The organism is Legionella jordanis, assembly GCF_900637635.1.
GTDB classification, from domain to species: Bacteria; Pseudomonadota; Gammaproteobacteria; order Legionellales; family Legionellaceae; genus Tatlockia; species Tatlockia jordanis.
Map to the genome: position 1 here is coordinate 3,035,028 of NZ_LR134383.1, position 18,542 is coordinate 3,053,569.

Below are 18,542 nucleotides of genomic sequence, written 5' to 3' on the forward strand. Positions count from 1 at the left end.
AGATAAATTCTGCTGATTATCGCATAGCGTTTAGCCGACTACCACCGCTCACTGCAACACAGCCATGCTGTTTTTTTACATCAGGAGGTTTGAGGGATGAACGCAAATGCATCAGGGCTGTATTCCAGCCTTAAGAATTTTGGAATGTTTGTACCAGAAGGAAGAACACGAAGGATGCTGCTTGAATGACCATCCATTGTGCATGCTTTTCAGCCTTAAAGCCTATTTCAAGCGAGTGCCAAACTTCAGAAAGCAAGATTAGCACTCAGCTCCAGAGAGGATACTTAATACTACTCTTGACGTTTCATGGCCTCAAAAAATTCGGCATTGGTTTTATGATTCTTCATGCGCTCCAGCAAGAACTCAATCGCATCGCATTCATCCATGGATTGCAGAATTTTACGCAGAATCCAGGTGCGGTGGAGTTCTTCAGGGCTTAACAAGAGATCTTCACGGCGGGTACCAGAGCGATTGATGTTAATCGCTGGGAAGACCCGTCGTTCAGCAATGTTTCGGCTTAAGTGAATCTCCATATTACCGGTACCCTTAAACTCTTCATAAATCACTTCGTCCATTTTAGAACCGGTATCAACCAAAGCCGTAGCAATAATGGTTAGGCTTCCACCCTCTTCGATGTTACGAGCGGCACCATAAAGGCGCTTGGGTCTTTGTAAAGCGTTGGCATCAACACCCCCAGTTAACACTTTGCCTGAGGATGGCACAACCGTGTTGTAGGCGCGAGCCAAACGAGTAATGGAATCAAGCAGAACCACAACATCACGCTTGTGTTCTACCAGACGTTTTGCCTTTTCAATGACCATTTCAGCCACTTGCACATGGCGTTGCGCAGGCTCATCAAAAGTACTGGCTACTACCTCACCCTTCACTGAACGCTGCATTTCGGTTACTTCTTCAGGCCGTTCATCAATCAGCAGGACGATGAGATAACATTCGGGGTAATTTTTCTCAATGGAATGAGCAATGTTTTGCAGCATTAATGTCTTACCTGCCTTGGGTGGGGAAACGATAAGACCACGTTGGCCACGGCCGAAAGGAGCGCATAAATCAACCACTCGGGCGGTCAAGTCTTCAGTACTGCCATTGCCTTGTTCCATAACAAGGCGTTCTGTAGCAAACAAGGGAGTCAGGTTTTCAAATAAAATTTTGCGCTTGGCGCTTTCCGGGGAATCGTAATTGATTTGATCAACTTTCAACAAGGCAAAGTAGCGCTCGTTGTCTTTAGGAGGCCGAATCTTGCCGGTTATGGTATCACCTGTGCGCAAGCCAAAACGTCGAATTTGACTGGGGGATACATAAATGTCGTCAGGGCCTGCCTGGTAAGAACCGTCCTCAGAACGCAAAAAACCAAAGCCGTCGGATAATACCTCCAAAACACCACCGCCAAGAATATCTTCACCTTTGTGGGAGTGCGCTTTTAAAATGGCAAAAAGAACTTCTTGCTTGCGCATGCGGGACGTATTTTCAGCCCCCATTTCCTGTGCGATATTGACTAGATCGGCAATGGGTAATTGCTTAAGTTCACTAAGATTCATACTTCTCACTTGATGTGTTGGTTAAACGAAATGGATTTTTCCGAGATAATTTATTGGAAGGACAGCTGGGAAGCTGCTGCCTAGAGGCAATTCCCTAAGTTCGCCAGTATCAATACTCATTTTAGCACAACCGCAAGAGTTAATTAGGATAAGAATACAGTTGTGAATTGAGTAAAGAGAGTGGCAGCCTGAGGAACGGCCACACTTGAGAGACCAGCTTAACATAGTCTCTCAAGGAGATCCACTACTATTTTTTTATTCTCAGCACAATGAAATGCCTAAGAATATACAAAGTTTAAAGGTTGCTTTCGACAAATGCACTCAGTTGAGATTTATTGAGTAGTCCCATTTTTATGGCTTCAACCTGGCCATTTTTAAAAAGAATCAGGGTCGGGATGCTCATTACGCCATATTTGGAAGGAGTCTGGGGGTTCTCATCGATGTTAATTTTTGCAAAGACGATGTCTTGACTGTGAGAGGCAGCCACTTCTTCAAAAATGGGAGCCAAGGCACGGCAGGGGCCACACCATTCGGCCCAGAAATCCACTAATACGGGTTTGGCAGAATTTAACACGTCTTGTTCAAAGCTGGCATCCGTTATTGTTTTAATATTTGCGCTCATGAATCACCTTTTGGTTATGAAATTTGATTTCAGTCTGACAGAGATTATAAATCACCGCAAACTGCTTGCAACACAGTTAATGCGGCAATGGCTGCGGTTTCCGTTCGTAAAATACGCGGACCTAAAGCCAGGCTATGGAAATTATAAGCCAGAATGAGATTTATTTCTTGCTCGCTAAACCCACCCTCGGGGCCAACCAACAATACAATATTGGCTTCGCTAAAGCGATAATCCCGCCAGGTTTTCTCTGTACCTGGATGCAACACCAGCTTGCAAGCATCCCATTGGGCTTGCAAAACCTCTTTCAAATGGCGGATTTTTTCAATTTGGGGAATTTGGTTGCGCCCTGACTGTTCACAAGCGGCAATCGCAATCGCTTGCCATTGCGACCATTTTTTCTCCATCCGCTCCTCATCAAGGCGCACAACAGAGCGCTCGGATAATACGGGCGTAATGGAGGCCACACCTAGCTCTACGGCCTTTTGCATGACAAACTCCATGCGCTCTCCCTTGGAAATTGCTTGCACAAGGTGAATGCGCTTGGGTGATTCTCGACTCAATCGTTTTTCATTAATGATGGAAACTTCCACCTTTTTCTTATGTGCAGAAACGATGACGGCTTCCCATTCACGATTATCCCCTGAGAACAGGGTTATTTTTTCTCCGGCTTGCATGCGCAAGACGACAGAAACATGTTGTCCTTGAGCCGATGATAATTCCAGAGTTTGACCGCTGCCATAGTTCCCGGGCTGATATATACGAACTTCTCTCACCACTTCCTCAACAGGCTTACCAATCATGTGATGAAGTATACGCCATCTGTTTTTAAAGTTAATTATCAACATTGCCTATGCTAAACTTTGAGCTTTTCACAAAGAGGATAAAAGATGGCGGATACACGCATTGAAACCGATAGCATGGGAGAGATTGCTGTCGCTGCAGATAAGTATTGGGGTGCACAAACCGAACGCTCATTGCATCATTTTAATATTGGTCATGACATTATGCCTCGGGAAGTGACTCATGCCTTTGGTATTTTGAAAAAAGCCGCCGCACTCACCAATCTGGAATTGGGTAAGTTGCCACAGGACAAAGCCGATTTGATTATAAAAGCGGCCGAAGAGGTAGCGGCAGGCAAACTGGATGAACACTTCCCCTTACACGTGTGGCAAACAGGAAGCGGCACCCAGTCCAATATGAACAGCAATGAAGTGATTTCAAATCGCGCGATTGAAATAGCGGGCGGCAAACTTGCCAGTAAAACCCCCATTCATCCGAATGATCACGTGAACATGTCGCAATCCTCTAATGACACGTTTCCAACCGCCATGCACATTGCGGCAGCTCTTGCATTTCATGAAAAACTCTTACCGGCTGTGCGCAACTTGCGCGATGCCCTGGCTGCCAAAATGGACGAATTCAAAGACATCGTCAAAATAGGTCGCACTCATTTGCAAGATGCCGTCCCCTTGACTTTAGGGCAGGAATTTTCCGGCTATGTGGCGCAATTGGATGCTTGCATTCATCGCATAGAACGCATGCTGCCCGAGTTGTATGAGCTAGCCCTTGGAGGCACCGCCGTCGGTACCGGATTGAATACGCATCCTAAATTTGCAGAAGCCGCAGCCAAACACATTGCCAAGCTGACCAACTTGCCTTTTATTTCAGCACCCAACAAATTTGCAGCCCTTGCCTCACATGAAGCTATGGTAATGGCTCACAGCAGCCTTAAGGCTTTGGCTTGTGCTTTAATGAAAATCGCCAATGATGTGCGCTGGTTAGGTTCAGGCCCCCGTTGCGGCCTTGGTGAATTGCACCTGCCAGAGAATGAACCAGGCTCCTCCATTATGCCTGGTAAGGTCAATCCGACGCAATGCGAAGCCATGACCATGGTATGTGCCCAGGTCATTGGCAACGACACTGCCGTAGCTGTGGCCGCAAGTCAGGGAAATTTTGAATTGAATGTATTTAAACCGATGATCATTTTTAATGTGCTTCATTCTTTAAATTTGTTAGCAGACAGTTGCCATTCATTCCAAGTCTTTTGCGTAGAAGGATTAGAAGCCAATCGCGACAAAATTGCCTATTATGTAGACAATTCTTTAATGCTTGTCACTGCTTTAAATCAACACATTGGTTATGACAAAGCCGCTAAAATTGCAAAAACGGCATTCCATGATAACAGTTCTTTAATGGAAGCCGCCGTTAAATTAGGCTTTTTGACTGAAGCACAATTTAAAGAATACGTGAATCCGAAGAAGATGATCTATCCTGGCTAGGACTACAATTTGCCTCAATTCATTTCCGCGGCCATGCCGCGGAAATTTTTCAACTTACAACACATAGGGAATAATTTTATAAGGAACCTGTTCACAATACATTTTCCAATACCCACCATATTTTTTTAAGCAACGCTCATCATCGCGAAACGCCCTATCCAAAAGCAAAACGGTTAAAAAACAAACGTAAAAATAAGGCGCAAAATGATTGAACAACGCGGGCACAGACCAGAAAAATGCCGCGGCAATTTCGGGCAAATAATGAAAATGCCTGGAAATTCCCCACCATCCGGAACTTAGCAGTAAATTTTGCTTCTGCTCTCCTGTTTCTGTGTAGTAAGTTGCCAAGGTCAAGCGAGGCGTTTTACCCCAAATTTTGCACTGCCCAGCCGTTGCACGGATCCGTTGCCTTTGCCTATCAGCCAGGTAATTAATCAGGATGGCCGAAGCTCCCGCCGTAAAAATTGCCACCGCCCAAAACGGGCTTAAGTGATGGGGGTGCAAAACCAGATACATGCTTGGTGAAGTATAAATACAAGGGACCCATACTAAACAACCCCAGCAGATGTAAAAGCCTGCTCGATCGTGCATGATGTCAAGTGAAGCGAGGTAACCGGTTTCCCAAAGAAAAAATTTGCCTATGTAAATGAACTGCAAAGCCACCGCCACCAACATCGCATTACTTAAACCAAAAAGCATTTCTTGTTTTGCAGCATAAGACAACAATATGAGTCCCCAACTCATCATGCCCAGTCGACAATTGATAAACATTTTAAGATTGATGCCAGCAAAGGTGGGGTAAAGTTCAGTGCCCCAATAATAATCAAAAATGAAGTTCCCTGTGGTCCCTGAATCCGTGGAAGAGGGCCAAAATTTCCCCTTAAAATAGAAGGCTAAGCAAAGGAGCAAACTGAGGCAATTTAAAGCCCCGATAATGGCTCCAAATTCATCATATATAATGGTTGCAGGAAAGAGGTTTAAATAAAAACTGCAAAAACAAAAACTAAAAACCGTCAGCAAAAAAGCCGCAACCCCATTCGCCTTATATAAAGGGACATTTCCCTTGGGAGTGATAGGCCCTTTAAATGGTTTACCTCTTAAATACTTGGCGAGCAAAAACTCAAAGAAAATAAATACTGCAATGATAGTCCATGCGGTAGGTGAGCCAAAAAACAGCGGCTGCCATATCTCATAAATTCCTCGGAATATACCTTCTTGCTTAAGAAAAAGGCCAAGCTGCTGCAAAGAACCCTGTAAATGACTGTTGGTATACCACATAAGAATGGCAAATGGTGGGCAAACGAGAATAAGAAAAAGCGGACCTAGAGTATTTCGAAGCCATTTCATGTTTTCATCCCTGAACACTGTAATTAAGATGTTTAGGATTAACAGGAAATGTTTAGGTCTTCAAGCCCTAAATTTATGAAGTTGAATTTTTGTATTGTTTTAAGGCGCGGAGCAAACAAGGTATGTTGTTGCTAAACAACCAATAGACTCCCCGATTCAACTCTCGGTACAAGCCAAAGCGCGAATCAATAAAACCCACTCCAATCATTTGTTTTTCATCCGTCTGAAGATGTCGAATTCTATTCTTATTGAGCAGCAGATAATGACCAAGCACGCCGCCATATTGCTTTTGCAAGCTCAGCTCGCAAAATTTCTTAACATTGTAAGGACCCGCCACCAGCAGCAATGCCTGCTTGGGAAATGTGTTGAGTGTCGCAAAAATGCTTTCATCGAGACTGAGCAGATGATAATCCTTGCAAGGGCTTAAAGACGATACTATCCTGGCTAACTCTTCTTCGGCATGAAACGGAGCCTTAAGTTCAATAAACAAATGCATTCGCTTGCCGTATTTATTTACTACTTCAGCAAGACTCATTATGTTGGGTACGAGATTTCGAATTTCCTCAAAACTCAGCTTTGAAATAACAAGCTCTTTGCCCCATAATCGTTTCAACGTTGGATCATGATTAACCACCAAAACATGATCAGCTGTTTCCTGGACATCCAACTCAATGCCCCAGCAACCTGCTTTCAAAGCCAGCTCAAATGCTTCCTCCGTATTTTCCATGACTTGTTTGTTGTCATGTACCCCACGATGCGCAATCAGATTCGCCTTGGATAAATCAGGTCTTTTGCGAGGCATTAAGGCAAAGCAATAATCAACTGCCTTTTGTAAGATATCAAGAAAGGTCATAAGGAAACAGTAAACGGAGCCATTTTAAGATTCTGGGCTTTTTTTACAAAAATTCCTAGAGGTCTTATTGCCCTCCTCTATACTATATCCATAATTTTTTTTTTTTTTATTGCCCAGCAATACTCCGCCAAATCAATTTTTTTAATAAAACATTGACAGTCTGGCTATTCTTGAGTATTTTTAGCCAACCATGCCGAGGTGGTGGAATTGGTAGACACGCTAGCTTCAGGTGCTAGTGGGGGCAACCCCGTGGAGGTTCGAGTCCTCTTCTCGGTACCATTCTTTGTATTTGCTTCGTTAATTCGACGAACTTTTTCATTTGCTCCCAATTCTAAAGCAGTTTGCCTAATGCAGGAGCTTGTTATGCTGAACCATAAAGAATATTTTAAAAAAATACTGATTGTCTTTTGGGCTCTGTGGTGGCTTATCGCCTTATGGACTGATGTCGTCGGGGGGCTTGCACACCTTGGCTTACTTCGAGCAAGCTGGGCAGTCGACAATAATTTCCCATTTCTGCTGCAATCTTTAGCCATGTATCCTTTACCCCAATGGATACCGAGTGTGTTATTTACCGGGATTATCCTCTGGTCGCTTTTGTCCACGATAGCCTTTATCTGGGCCTGTCTCGCACTAAATCGCTCCGCAAACGTTTGGATGAGACGTGCCGATCTGGCGTTTATTCTGTCTCTAATGTTCTGGCTTGCTTTCTTTTTGGCGGATCAATTGGTGATGAAATTTGATCTTGAAGAAAATCACATGGTTCAGGGTGGTTTTCAGTTGCTGAGCTATCTTAGTCTATATTGTTTGCCATCACGCAAAGAATAGAACAACTTGCCCAGTCTTTTGACATGAGCAAGTTGATTCAGAGGTTAGTGCCTGATTTCTTGTTGATGAATTTGCAGTTTTACCCCTGCCTTTTTGCTCATTTCACGCCCTAAGGAAACCGCATCTTTTTTGTTGCTAAAATGTCGGCTAACCCGAGTAGCGTTTTCACGCTTTACATCCCAACCCCCGCTTGGACTGGGCATAACGTGATAGCAATCTTCCTTAACGCTGGCCTTTTGGGCGTGCAAATCTTCTTTGATGTCCAGGTAATCTTTCAACAGCACTTTAATGATGGACAAGTGCTCTTCCTCTTGGGCGAGGGCTTTCTCAAATTGCTCCACCATTTCATCCTGGCCATTGCCCATGGCCAACTCGATGAGTAGCTCCCATGCGGCATTATCGATCAACTCGGCATTAAGCAGAGCCGTCAATGCCTGCGGAGCATCCGTTCTTGGATCAGTCAGAACCTGGATTAATCCCATTCCTAAAACTCCGGTGACGTCTGCCCCTGGAGTCATTGCGGTTGGATCGGCACCCAGCTTTTTAATAGCCAAAACCAGAATTTCCATATGCTCCGCTTCTTCTCGGCGAATGTGCTCCAATTGCTGCAACATTCGCCTTGATTCATTCAAAGCGAGCATTTTGGCTATGGCTGCTTCATACAATCTGACTCCTGAACGCTCAAAAGCCAGCCTCTCCCCTAATTTATCCAAAAATAGCTCCGGGTGATTTCCAATCAACTTATTGAAGGAAGCCTTTACCATTCCTTTAACCGACATGGGTAAAGGGACGGAGCCAATGGGATTGGCTTCGCGGTTTAATTTGATTCTTGCATTTTCAAGCTTATGTTCATCACCGGCAATGTCGGGTGGAAATTTCTTGCAAGCGTCCAACATCAATTTGATGTTTTCAGGGGCAGTATCGCCTCCTGTATAATTTTTCCCTAATTTTGAATTAGTAGCCATAGTATGCCCCCTTAAATCCGTTGTTGGTTGAGCTCAGTTCCAGGTGTCCATTGATAACCGGCGGAGACAATTTCAGCAGGTACACCTTCGGAATTGAGTTGCTCGCGATATTTCAAAGTCGCTGAGCTTTCTTCATTCCTGGGAATGTAATCCGCACCGTTGGCTCTAAGATCCACTTCATTCCTTAATACCTTGCGCACGAATTCTCTTTGGCTCTTAAACTCAACCATTTTAGGGACCGTGCCTTGTATGATTTCGGCTGGATCCCGTTTTTCAAGTTGTTTAAACAATTCACAAGCCATTTGCAAATGGCCCAATTCATAATCTAGAAAACGTTCCCAGATTGCTTTGATTCGAGGATTAGATTCTTGCTCAACACAGCTCATGTAATTATAAATTTCTGTGGCTTCATGCAATAACCATTTCTCCATCAAACTTTCTTCAGGATCCATCAAAGAACCGTATTGCGTCACGTGTTGCTCTTCAACCGAAGCAATTTCAGCATACAGCTGTCTCGCAATGGGATCAGCGAAGCTGGGACCAATATTCATATAGTAATCATGCGTCTGATACTCAGCCCCAGTTATCATCACCGCGTGAATTTTAGTAATTAAATCGGCTTCATTTTTTTTATAGGAATCCCGCAGATCATCCTTTGGGGCACGATGGTGATCAGTAGTAGGCCTCCCAGGGACAATGTCGGTATAACCTTGAAGAATATTGTTGGCGTCCTTCCCTTCCAACCTGTCTAACATGGCAGAGTAGCGGTACAGATGATCGAAATCCTCCAGTAAGCCAAAACGATAGGTTTGCGCCTGGTACGGATCCGGTTCACTCTGAGCCACTGCAGCAGTGACTTCAATGGCTACTTGCTCATAAGCAATGGTTGTTTCAAGAGGAGAATGATCCGCGGACAACAGCCAGTTAATTAACGTGGCTTGATGCTGCTCAACCCGTCGGATTTGCGCCAGTGGCAATTGTAAGGCTTTGTCGAATCGAGCTAAAAAATGTTTTGTCCTTAGAGCATCCAATTCTAAGCCATTCATTAAAATGATTCGCACTCGTGTAAATGCATCGTCATCCAGTTTGCTGATTGGCTTGCCGGCCAATTCCTTCCAGGTAAACTTTTGCTTCTCGAGCGGACAGCCCTTTTCGTTTAAAATTTCTGTGAAATTAATGGTCATACTCCCTCCTTGGCTTAGAGGCTTATTTCCTTAGCCTTATGCCTTTTCATTCTAGACCATTAAACAGACAATTTGTTTTAAAAGCGGATCTTTTTTTAAAGGTTTCGGATCATTTTAATTGGCAAAGAACAGCACCGTTCTCCAGTTGAATCTGGTTCCCGCCGAAATCCGCCATGAATTGCCCTTGATAATTGGAGTGATTTTTTTGAGCTTGGGCAGAAATAAAAAGCCTAGGTCTGGACTTATCCTCGGCATCCATAGCCACCAGCAGTAGATTGTTGTCTCTGAAACTGAAAATAATCGTGTTAGTCTCATAGGGAAAATCGATATCGGGCAAATCTCCCATTTTTTGTGGCACTTCAATGTTAATTAATTGCTCAACTCCTGCTGGTTTGCATAGGATGGACTTTGCCTGGCTAATCATTGCACTGCTCAATAAAACACAAGTCAAAATCCTTTTCATCACTATCCTTCTTTTGTTGTGATTCGACCAAAGGCCTGGCCATAGCGAATGCCTAATCCGGGCATCAAATGATTTAACCAATGCACTCGTTCACCATCGGCAAACAACAGCACCACCGTCGAACCTAATTTGAAATAACCCATTTCCTCACCTTGGTGAACCTGGGTATTGATTTGTTCAGGTCCCGTATAATTGAAATATTGCTTGCGCCTGGAGCGCTTAAGCTCACCTTGCCAGCGTGTCCCTATTGCACCCACAATGGTTGCACCCACCAAAACCATGGCCATTAACCCAGCCTTGGTGTCGAACAAAGACACTAATCGCTCATTGCGGGCAAACAAGTGAGGAATAACGCGAGCAGTTGTGGGTTGGACAGAAAATAGCTTCCCGGGGACATAAACCATTTCCTTTAACACGGCATCCATGGGCATGTGGACTCGATGATAGTCTTTGGGGGACAAGTACAAGGTTGCAAAGCGACCGTTGATGAATTGCTCACTGAGGCTGTTATTGCAAGCTAATAACTGTTCTACCGTGTAATAGCGGCCTTTGGCTTGCAGAATTTGACCTTTCTTAATGGAACCTAGCTCGCTCACAATTCCATCCACAGGGGAAACAATCTCAGCATCAGCGATTGGCCTAGTTCCTGGTTTAAGCATGCGAATAAAAAAATCATTGAAACAAGGGTAATTTTCAATATTTTGTTCACAGGCCTCATTCATATTGACTTGATATTGCTGGACAAAACGGCGAATCAACAAGTTTTTTACGGCTGGCGCACGCACATTGGCAAGCAACCCCGCCAAACGGGTTAAAGCTTGCTTGGGAAGGAAGTATTGCGGCAAAGTTTTTAAATGATCATTAAACATATCTTTAGCAGAATTATTTAGTTCGCAAAATCATAGCCTGAAACCTGCAGGTTGTCATATTCACTTGCAAGAATAGGAACAAAATTGAACAACTCATGAAATTATAATCGCCATCATGATTTTTTTAAAATCAGAATGGTTATTTTTTGCTGTCGTGCTAAAATGCCGACCACTCGATAATACTGACTTAAGAGAAATTAATGAATGAACTGCAATTTCAGAATTTTATTAAAGAATTAAATCAAAAAAGACAGCAAACCATACACCCTTTTGTCAATAAGCTCTTTAACTATTTAATCAACGAAAAGCCCAATGTTGATCACCCTCTGTTAAGAGCTTCATTGCAAAATAGTATGGCCATAGCCGATGGTTATTTTATGCAGATTAGGGAAGTGATCAAAAAAAATTACGAAGAAGGTCATTTTTCACAAGCACAAAAAGAGGCCATTAAAAAATATTTGCTTGAGCTTCACCAGGAATATCGCGACATCCATGAACACTTCAAGGGATTGGCTTGGCAATTAAAACAAATCCATAATCAAAGCCTGCCCATTCCAAGTTTTGAGGAACAATATAAGAGTTTCGAAATTTTTCCTCTCGATAAAAAGAATGAAGAGGAACAGTCCGTTTGGGAACTCACTTATAGCTTTTGATTAACACAGACGTTGTAAAGAAAGCTCATTATATGGCAGATTAAAAATAGCTTGCCTAAAACCGTTTTTTGTTTTGGCTGCAATTTTTTCAAAATTGCCGTTAATGACAGCCAGGATGGCTGTTCCTTTAAGTCTTCTATGACAGGGAGGTTTTATGCGCAGTGACTATCATCGCGTTAATTATCGTTCAATGCCTGCACAGTCTCGTTTTGGCTATGTCTTTGGCTTCTTCCATGATGAATCTTGTTATACCACGGATGAATTGCAGTTCAGAATAAAGATCCTAAACTTAAGAGCGAACTCAGGCCTGGATGCGGATTTGCTGCAAACCGATAACAGCTGGTTTGCCAGTGATGAGGCTGCCTTTATCAATGTCAATGAGCACTCCTGGGTACTTAATGCGGAATTTCGCCCCCGTCATGCATTATCCAGGGATGATTTTCACATTAACTTAATAGACAGTAATCGTCTACAATGGCCAGAGCTTGGAACAATGACGCGGGTGATTGGAGACTATTTACTGCTTCGCAATGCGAATCTTGAGGCTCAGCATCTTAATCAACCCATGAATTACGTCCTGCTCGATGTCACCCAAATCCTTCGGCGCTTGAGCATGAGTGAAAATGCCGATTACGTTAAGCAGCAGCTGCAATTCCTGCAAAATTATCTACGGGCTGTAGAAATTCATACCTCACCGGTGAAAGGCAGTGATCGTCTTTTCTTAACAGACTGTCGGCAAAGTATGGAGAATCACCAAGCAAGCATCGAAAATCACATTCAATCTCGCCAACTAAAAACGCAAATCCATCAAATTCAGCAAGAACTCAACCGCATTGGCGAATTAAGACATACCATTCTTCATTTTGCTCTGAGCGAGCAAGAAGTAAATCCCCATCCTTATTGGGAGCATTTTGCTTCACAGCCTCAAAACATGGCTTCACAAGTGGAGTTTCCTACTTTAGCAGCAAAGAATTGTGCTCAACGCAATGTCGATGAGCTCAGTGAAAGGGCGGAAAACCCCGCGAAATCTTCGCAGGTTATTGAGCTTGAGCTTTCGCCAAAAACATTAAGCGACTGCAGGGATTTCAAATTTGTCAGCAATTTGCCTGAAGACGTTCAACAAGCTTACAGTGACAGCCTCGTTGACCTCCAGGAAATATTGCGATTTGAAGGAATTGTTGACCAACTGTTACAGCTTTTTGATAAAGCTGGGGAAGTATTTACAATCGTGCAATTTCGAGAGCAGATGCAAGCCTTGCTGCTAAACATTGAACAATTCATTCAACGTTCACATCAAAATATCATGCACGTTATCGAAATGAACGCCATTCTTTACCAACAATTTATACAAGATAAACAAAATTTATCCTGGTGGGAAAAATTAATGACTCAACGTCAACACAAAATTGATTCTTTTATTAACAATCAGGATAATTTAGCGCGTTTTGATGTCACGCAAAGCAATTTACTACTAGCCAGCAAAAAATTATTTAAGCAAATTAAGCAAGTAATCACTCATCTTGAGCAGCAAGCGGCTGAAAGTAAACAACTTCAATTGATGAGTTCAACCCGAAATCTGGTCGAACAATTAATTGACTCAATGCATGCCTGGATGAAGCGGCAGCATCAATTAAAAGGGCTGCCTCTGCCTAAAAAACCTGAGTTTAGAAAACTGGCTGCGCCAGACGAAAAAAGAGAGTGCGAGAAGAAAAACAACAGCGAAGTCATTCGCACTTCCAGGGGCGATTACCGAATGGTGAACAAAGAGCAAACCTCTACAGCCAACCGGCTTACACCCTCTTTTCAATTTTGGTCATCCACCTATTCAGCCCCTGAGGCGCAAATGTTGTGCTCACATGAATCGGGATGCCCTATATTGCCGGAGCACTCAAGTGAGCAAAGCCCTGCTTCAAATTCATTCAACAATGTTTCGGCACATCTGCTAATTGGTTTGATTATTTTACTGCCTGTAGCTTTCCTGGCTTTGAAAGGACTGTATGCCCCCAGTCCACAGAAGCTCATTCACAAAGGGGATAAATCTGGGTTTAAGGCGTTGCAGGTAAAAACAGCCGATCTCATCAGTGTGTTACAAAATCAGGTTAATGAATCCAATGATCCCTATGCCATTGAGGTATTAGACGCCTTGCTAGAGGATTACAGTGCTTTGATGAACGAGAGGAAACAAGGGCGTTTCCCAAATGCCAAATTACAGGAATTATATGAAAATCTAATAAACTTCAGACAAGAACTTCAGGAAGAGCACATTTTCGAGATGAAGGCTTAAAGAACACTTGTAGTTCAATGCAAGGTGGTTGAACTACGAGTGCTCAATCAATGAATGACTGCGCTATGCTCGGAAGATTCATCGTATTTTAAATGGCTGGCATAGCGCTGTAAGTGCTCACTGTATTGCGAATAATGCTTGGGTAGAATGTCGCTCAATATATGAGTATTGGAAATTCCTAATTCTTCTCTTACCTTTGTAGAGCTCAGACTGTCTTTCATCTTTTTAATCAATAAATCCAATAAAATAACATTTAAAGAACTCGCCTGATGTTTGCCTTTCTTGAAAATTAAAGCAAGCAATTTGGCATTATCCGGACGAGGAACTTCCTTAAGGTAAGCTTCAATTTCCGACTGGCGATTTTTACCACTAAAAAAGTTGAGTGAGGATGGCGTATAAGCTTTCAGCGCGTCCTTAACAATTTGACGTATGTGCGGAGATGGCTGCTTAGCCGCCCAGGAAAATAATAATTCACAAAATGAATCGATTCGCTTTTCGGAAACCGTGATTTCAAACGCCTTATCCTTTTTAACAAAAGTTTGTGCCCGTTCTGCATAATACTTTCCGTTAAAGGCATCATGCTCCACAGCATTCCTGACACTGAGTAAATCGATTTCAAGCTGTGCTTGTGTCGCATCAAGCATGATAGGAATCAAGGCTTTCATAATGTGGGTATTTAAGGACGTTATCTCTGTTCCGCCATCACTTAAAATCCATGCCAGGCGGTTGGCACAATCTTGCTTGCTGCTTTTTAGATAAGCTTCAACAACTGGGCCGCGGTATCGTTGAGCCCATAGGGCATAAAAAGGCGGCTGATATTCCTGGATAATGCCTAAGATCATGTTATTAAAGGTTTCTCGAGGGATGGTGTTGACCCAGGAAAACAATGTTTTTAAACAGGAATTCACCACTTCTTCATCCGTATGCAGGCGCGTCAGTAAAGCCGAATAATCATGAGCAGCTCCTTCACTGAGAGGGGCGTCTGTGGAAATTAAATGACGCTGAAAATGTAAGCCTTGATAAAATTTTTCCATGTTTTTAATGCAGTAACCAAACTTTCTCGCCCATCCTGTGCCAATAAAATAAGGCAGGATTTTGTTTTGCGCCTCACGTATCAAATCGGATATTGCATCACAATAAGCCTGATTGTTTTCAGGACTTAATTCATCTCTTTTTACCAGAAAATACTGCTTGGTATTATTTTGAAAACTAAAGAAAAGTTCCTCCAAAGCTTTAAGGCCCTGTTTTAAACCTTCCGAGCTGTTGCTATCAATATCAGAGGATTCAGTCAACAGCTCAGGCTCACCAAGCAATTGAAATGACTCAGACAACAGACCAAGTCCATCGTTATCCACTTCTTGATTAGTATTTAGGTTGATGGACTGTGAGCCTAAGCTGCAGGCCAGTTCATGAATAAGATTGTGCCCGTCAGCAATAATGGCCCTGATCGTTGGTGTATGCGAATCCCGCCATACTTGATGATAGCGTTGTTGCATTTTTTTAAGATTGTAACGCCCTTCAGGAGGAATAGCATAAACATCCAGGGCAGCCAATAAAGGCTCCTCTTCCTGTTTGTACTTACAAAAATCAGCCCAGGCTTTTTCCATTCGCGCATTCATGGCTAAAGCCCATTCGATAGCTTTGGTGAAGGCTGAAGGCTTATTCCTTAAAAATCGATTAAAACCCGGGACTGCAACCCCACTTTTGTTCTTGGGGCAGCCAGGGTAAAGAACGACCGTTTTATAGAATTCATTGTATTCAAGTTGGAACACATCCATGATGTGATCAAGAAAAGGCTTTTTATCGGTATCCTTATTAAACAAATGTGGATAAGCTTGCGCTAAGCCTTCGCTTTTTTCCTGGGGAAGAGAGGTATAATCTAAAGTTAATTCTTCTCCGATGTATTCTTTTAATCGTTCTCTTAGCATCTCCGGATCAAACGTGATTAATTCTTTCAATAACGCTGAAAATAGCTGCTCCTGAAAGCAGATGCTGCCGTTTTCAGTCTGGATGGCGGGATTTGCGGCCAATTTTTGAAACTCGGCATAGGACTGAAATCGCTTAAGAATATTGCCATTTTCAGGAATTGCATTGGTCGGATAATGAGTTCTGCCCTCAACAATGGGGAAATCATTCAATTGCTTGGACATCAGTTTCATTGATTTTTGTGGCAGCTCTTTGATAAGCCCATCAACGACTCGTTTGCCTTTCATGAATGAAGTATATTGGTACAACGTCATATCCCAATCGATGAGAACGTTTAGGCTGAAATTGCCAGGATGTCGGTCATCACAAAACATTCGCCCCCAAATGCTGGCAAACAGTTCAGCTACATTATACTTGAGTAAGGTTTCCACCGAAGGGCAGACTAATTCTCGTTCCTGAGGATCAGCGGGGAGAGATTGCCCGGAACAATGAAGGGGTTTATAGTTTTCTGCAGCAACAGACAAGGTGCCCTTTATTCGACCTTCTGAATCAAAAACCAGGCGATCCTCAGCCGCACGATCACCCAAGGCTAATCTGAATAAAACGCTTGCAGCAACGACGTATTTGGCAAGGATTTCAGGGTAGCTGCCATCCCCTTTTCCCTCCGGGACTAATTCCTTGTAAAATCCTGTTTTAATCTGTCCGTCAGTATCTTCAAACTCTACCTTTATGACCTCATGTCCCGAAGTCGGTACCGCAAGTCCCGCAGTTTTCGGTTTTAATTGGCCATATCGTATCGCCTTCACTGGCAGTGGCATGGCTCATTCCTTATTTTTCCATCATTGAGACTTCATATTAATCAGAAAACGTTTATCAGTTCAATAGTATTTTAATAGACAATAATGCATCGACAAAAATAATCTTGTAACTTCAATGAACAATTTGCCGAATTTTACACAAGTAAATTGTGTATATAATTTTCAAGAAGAATATTATCTGCCCAAGCCAAAACCGGTACCAATAAATACCTTCCATGGCAAACCAATCATTAAATACAATTATTTCTTGTCTTTAAAATCCAGTCTATTCACCTCAAAAGGTTTTGTTGGCTCATTCCCACCAGGCGGCACAGGTGTAAAGACAATAGGTTCCTTGATGACTTCTACCTTGCGTTTTTGGCCACCGGAAACCTTTTTCAGGTTAGACTTGGAAATGCTTTGGTCTTTACCAGGACGTTTTACCCCACGTTTCATTTTAATACCCTTAAACAAGAAAGACCTTTTAAGTGTAGTTTAAAATAAATGCCGTGATGAAACTCTCCACTAAAATCAGGCGAAGCATCCTCGCAATGGCTAATGTTACGGCTCATCGCCCTTCAACCCAATTAGTTTATGCCCAGCTGTGTATCCAGGGCTGGAGTTGAGCGGGGCATAGCAATTAAAACAAAAGCCATAAAAGCAGTGGCACTGACTATCAAACCCGGCAGCCACAATAAACCGACTATCTTGGCTTGCTCAGCAATAGGCAAACTTATAGCACCCAAGCTCGCGGCCAAAGCCCAACTCGTTGACACCCCGCGGCAACGGCAACTCGTTGGCAACTGCAGATACAGATAGTAATACAAGGCGGCGCAAAGAAAGCCATTGGAGAACACATAGCCCGCTAAACACAGCAACACGGCTGCTTTTTGCTGTTGAATGGTAAAATAGAATAGTAAAGGAGCGGCCATCATAAGGATTAACATACTGGTTTGCAATAATCGACTGGCTTGTGATGGACGAGAATAATAGGCAATTGGAATGGCAGCGAAAGCAGAAGCCAACTGGGCCAATGAGCCAATCCAACTGCATTGCACGGCTCCCCATATCCCTGCATCAATGGCAAATGAAACCCAAAAGACATTGCATATGTAAACCATAACACTCACGTAAGTGCCCAGTACTGCAATATTGATGATTCCTCGCCAATTCTTAGACCATGTAAACCCGACCCGCAACCTGTTGCTTTCAAATTCAGGTGATTCAAATAACTTTTTTCGCAGTACACAAAGTCCTAATGACAATAAAGCCACGGATGCAAAAATCCACCGCCAACATCCCTGTGCATGGCTCACTTGCAAAACCGTGGCCAGCATACCACCTGTGAACATACCTAAGGCCGCACTTGCAGCCGTAAAACTTCCAGCTAACAAAGGCTGATTAGCATGATGTTCCACGAGAAACATAGCAGAAGTATTTATCTCACCGCCCAAAGCCAGGGCCTGCGCCATACGTAACAATAATAACCCCCAAGTTGCCCATAATCCTACTTGGTTATAGGTTGGTAAGAGGCATATGCCAAGAGTGGCTAAACCCATCAAGATGGCTGAATAAATCATGGGTGCACGCCGCCCACTCCGATCGGCCTTGCCGCCAAAAATCCATCCACCAATAGGACGTACCAAATAGGCCGCTGCAAAGAGAGCAAAGGACAGCATGAGACTGTAACTGGATGCTGGAAAAAATTCCTTAGCAAAGGTTGATTTTGCCAAATAAAGGTAAAGGCTAAAATCAAGCCATTCAAAGAAAACCAATGCCAACACGAGCAAGATAGCAGTGAAGTTCATGTAAGTTGGTTTAGAATCTGTGCCTTGTTGTTGCATTTGAATGTTAAATTGGCTTTGAAAACGCGGGATTATAACAGCTATTGAGCTCAAAAGTTGATGCAATCGTAATGAGCT

General features: G+C 43.1%; 16 protein-coding genes and 1 tRNA gene. 5 read left to right on the forward strand and 12 right to left on the reverse strand.

From position 1 onward, the window contains the following. Positions 1-290: 290 nt before the first annotated feature. The 3 genes from rho to EL203_RS13760 all read right to left on the reverse strand — a co-directional run bounded on the left by rho (position 291) and on the right by EL203_RS13760 (position 2,948). On the reverse strand, positions 291-1,553 hold the full coding sequence (gene rho, locus EL203_RS13750) for a transcription termination factor Rho (RefSeq protein WP_058471672.1): 1,263 nt from the start codon (positions 1,551-1,553) through the stop codon (positions 291-293). A 295-nt stretch (positions 1,554-1,848) separates the two neighbouring features. Beyond that, a complete protein-coding gene (trxA, locus tag EL203_RS13755; protein ID WP_058471671.1) occupies positions 1,849-2,175 on the reverse strand; it encodes a thioredoxin in 327 nt (108 codons plus the stop codon). A 44-nt stretch (positions 2,176-2,219) separates the two neighbouring features. After that, on the reverse strand, positions 2,220-2,948 hold the full coding sequence (locus EL203_RS13760) for a 16S rRNA (uracil(1498)-N(3))-methyltransferase (RefSeq protein WP_058472249.1): 729 nt from the start codon (positions 2,946-2,948) through the stop codon (positions 2,220-2,222). A 114-nt stretch (positions 2,949-3,062) separates the two neighbouring features. Here EL203_RS13760 and fumC point away from each other — a divergent pair, with 114 nt between their 5' ends. Then, positions 3,063-4,454 (forward strand): class II fumarate hydratase, encoded by a 1,392-nt coding sequence (gene fumC, locus EL203_RS13765; RefSeq protein WP_058471670.1) that lies wholly within the window; start codon positions 3,063-3,065, stop codon positions 4,452-4,454. 54 nt (positions 4,455-4,508) lie between these two features. Here fumC and EL203_RS13770 read toward each other — a convergent pair whose 3' ends face one another. Continuing rightward, complete coding sequence (locus EL203_RS13770) at positions 4,509-5,801, reverse strand: phosphatidylethanolamine N-methyltransferase family domain-containing protein (RefSeq protein WP_058471669.1); 1,293 nt, start codon at positions 5,799-5,801, stop codon at positions 4,509-4,511. A 73-nt stretch (positions 5,802-5,874) separates the two neighbouring features. Beyond that, positions 5,875-6,654: a glycerophosphodiester phosphodiesterase gene (locus EL203_RS13775; protein ID WP_058471668.1), complete on the reverse strand. Its 780-nt coding sequence runs from the start codon at positions 6,652-6,654 to the stop codon at positions 5,875-5,877. A gap of 192 nt (positions 6,655-6,846) precedes the next feature. On the opposite strand from EL203_RS13775, the gene EL203_RS13780 reads away from it, so the two are divergent. Beyond that, positions 6,847-6,933: transfer RNA gene (locus EL203_RS13780), tRNA-Leu, on the forward strand. 84 nt (positions 6,934-7,017) lie between these two features. Further along, the gene (locus EL203_RS13785; protein ID WP_126320131.1) at positions 7,018-7,479 is read left to right on the forward strand and encodes a hypothetical protein; all 462 of its coding nucleotides are present in this window, start codon (positions 7,018-7,020) and stop codon (positions 7,477-7,479) included. Between the two features lie 44 nt (positions 7,480-7,523). On the opposite strand, the gene EL203_RS13790 is transcribed toward EL203_RS13785, so the two are convergent. The 4 genes from EL203_RS13790 to asd all read right to left on the reverse strand — a co-directional run bounded on the left by EL203_RS13790 (position 7,524) and on the right by asd (position 10,960). Next, positions 7,524-8,444 (reverse strand): DUF2188 domain-containing protein, encoded by a 921-nt coding sequence (locus EL203_RS13790; protein WP_064108365.1) that lies wholly within the window; start codon positions 8,442-8,444, stop codon positions 7,524-7,526. Between the two features lie 11 nt (positions 8,445-8,455). Next, entirely contained in the window at positions 8,456-9,628 is a 1,173-nt protein-coding gene (locus EL203_RS13795) for a hypothetical protein (protein ID WP_058471666.1), read from the reverse strand. A gap of 109 nt (positions 9,629-9,737) precedes the next feature. Further along, positions 9,738-10,091, reverse strand: a complete 354-nt coding sequence (locus EL203_RS13800; RefSeq protein ID WP_058471665.1) for a hypothetical protein — start codon at positions 10,089-10,091, stop codon at positions 9,738-9,740. Positions 10,092-10,093: 2 nt separating this feature from the next. Next, positions 10,094-10,960 (reverse strand): archaetidylserine decarboxylase, encoded by an 867-nt coding sequence (gene asd, locus EL203_RS13805; protein ID WP_058471664.1) that lies wholly within the window; start codon positions 10,958-10,960, stop codon positions 10,094-10,096. A 200-nt stretch (positions 10,961-11,160) separates the two neighbouring features. Between asd and EL203_RS13810 the strand changes: the two genes are divergently transcribed. After that, the gene (locus EL203_RS13810) at positions 11,161-11,613 is read left to right on the forward strand and encodes a hypothetical protein (protein ID WP_058471663.1); all 453 of its coding nucleotides are present in this window, start codon (positions 11,161-11,163) and stop codon (positions 11,611-11,613) included. 154 nt (positions 11,614-11,767) lie between these two features. Then, positions 11,768-13,897 carry a hypothetical protein gene (locus EL203_RS13815; RefSeq protein WP_058471662.1) on the forward strand — a complete coding sequence of 710 codons (2,130 nt, stop codon included), beginning with the start codon at positions 11,768-11,770 and terminating at the stop codon, positions 13,895-13,897. Between the two features lie 47 nt (positions 13,898-13,944). On the opposite strand, the gene EL203_RS13820 is transcribed toward EL203_RS13815, so the two are convergent. From EL203_RS13820 to EL203_RS13830, 3 genes are all read right to left on the reverse strand, one after another. Then, on the reverse strand, positions 13,945-16,641 hold the full coding sequence (locus tag EL203_RS13820) for a hypothetical protein (protein ID WP_058471661.1): 2,697 nt from the start codon (positions 16,639-16,641) through the stop codon (positions 13,945-13,947). Positions 16,642-16,881: 240 nt separating this feature from the next. Further along, positions 16,882-17,076 carry a hypothetical protein gene (locus tag EL203_RS13825; RefSeq protein ID WP_058471660.1) on the reverse strand — a complete coding sequence of 65 codons (195 nt, stop codon included), beginning with the start codon at positions 17,074-17,076 and terminating at the stop codon, positions 16,882-16,884. A 131-nt stretch (positions 17,077-17,207) separates the two neighbouring features. Continuing rightward, positions 17,208-18,518, reverse strand: coding sequence for an MFS transporter (locus EL203_RS13830; protein WP_058471659.1), 1,311 nt, complete (start codon positions 18,516-18,518; stop codon positions 17,208-17,210). Positions 18,519-18,542: the final 24 nt, after the last annotated feature.

Excerpts from the sequence above, each read along its gene's own strand:
- EL203_RS13795 (WP_058471666.1), bottom strand. The coding sequence starts at position 9,628 with ATGACCATTAATTTCACAGAAATTTTAAACGAAAAGGGCTGTCCGCTC.
- EL203_RS13800 (WP_058471665.1), bottom strand. The coding sequence starts at position 10,091 with ATGAAAAGGATTTTGACTTGTGTTTTATTGAGCAGTGCAATGATTAGC.
- EL203_RS13810 (WP_058471663.1), top strand. The coding sequence starts at position 11,161 with ATGAATGAACTGCAATTTCAGAATTTTATTAAAGAATTAAATCAAAAA.
- EL203_RS13775 (WP_058471668.1), bottom strand. The coding sequence starts at position 6,654 with ATGACCTTTCTTGATATCTTACAAAAGGCAGTTGATTATTGCTTTGCC.
- EL203_RS13825 (WP_058471660.1), bottom strand. The coding sequence starts at position 17,076 with ATGAAACGTGGGGTAAAACGTCCTGGTAAAGACCAAAGCATTTCCAAG.
- asd (WP_058471664.1), bottom strand. The coding sequence starts at position 10,960 with ATGTTTAATGATCATTTAAAAACTTTGCCGCAATACTTCCTTCCCAAG.
- EL203_RS13770 (WP_058471669.1), bottom strand. The coding sequence starts at position 5,801 with ATGAAATGGCTTCGAAATACTCTAGGTCCGCTTTTTCTTATTCTCGTT.
- trxA (WP_058471671.1), bottom strand. The coding sequence starts at position 2,175 with ATGAGCGCAAATATTAAAACAATAACGGATGCCAGCTTTGAACAAGAC.
- EL203_RS13790 (WP_064108365.1), bottom strand. The coding sequence starts at position 8,444 with ATGGCTACTAATTCAAAATTAGGGAAAAATTATACAGGAGGCGATACT.
- rho (WP_058471672.1), bottom strand. The coding sequence starts at position 1,553 with ATGAATCTTAGTGAACTTAAGCAATTACCCATTGCCGATCTAGTCAAT.
- EL203_RS13820 (WP_058471661.1), bottom strand. The coding sequence starts at position 16,641 with ATGCCACTGCCAGTGAAGGCGATACGATATGGCCAATTAAAACCGAAA.
- fumC (WP_058471670.1), top strand. The coding sequence starts at position 3,063 with ATGGCGGATACACGCATTGAAACCGATAGCATGGGAGAGATTGCTGTC.
- EL203_RS13785 (WP_126320131.1), top strand. The coding sequence starts at position 7,018 with ATGCTGAACCATAAAGAATATTTTAAAAAAATACTGATTGTCTTTTGG.
- EL203_RS13815 (WP_058471662.1), top strand. The coding sequence starts at position 11,768 with ATGCGCAGTGACTATCATCGCGTTAATTATCGTTCAATGCCTGCACAG.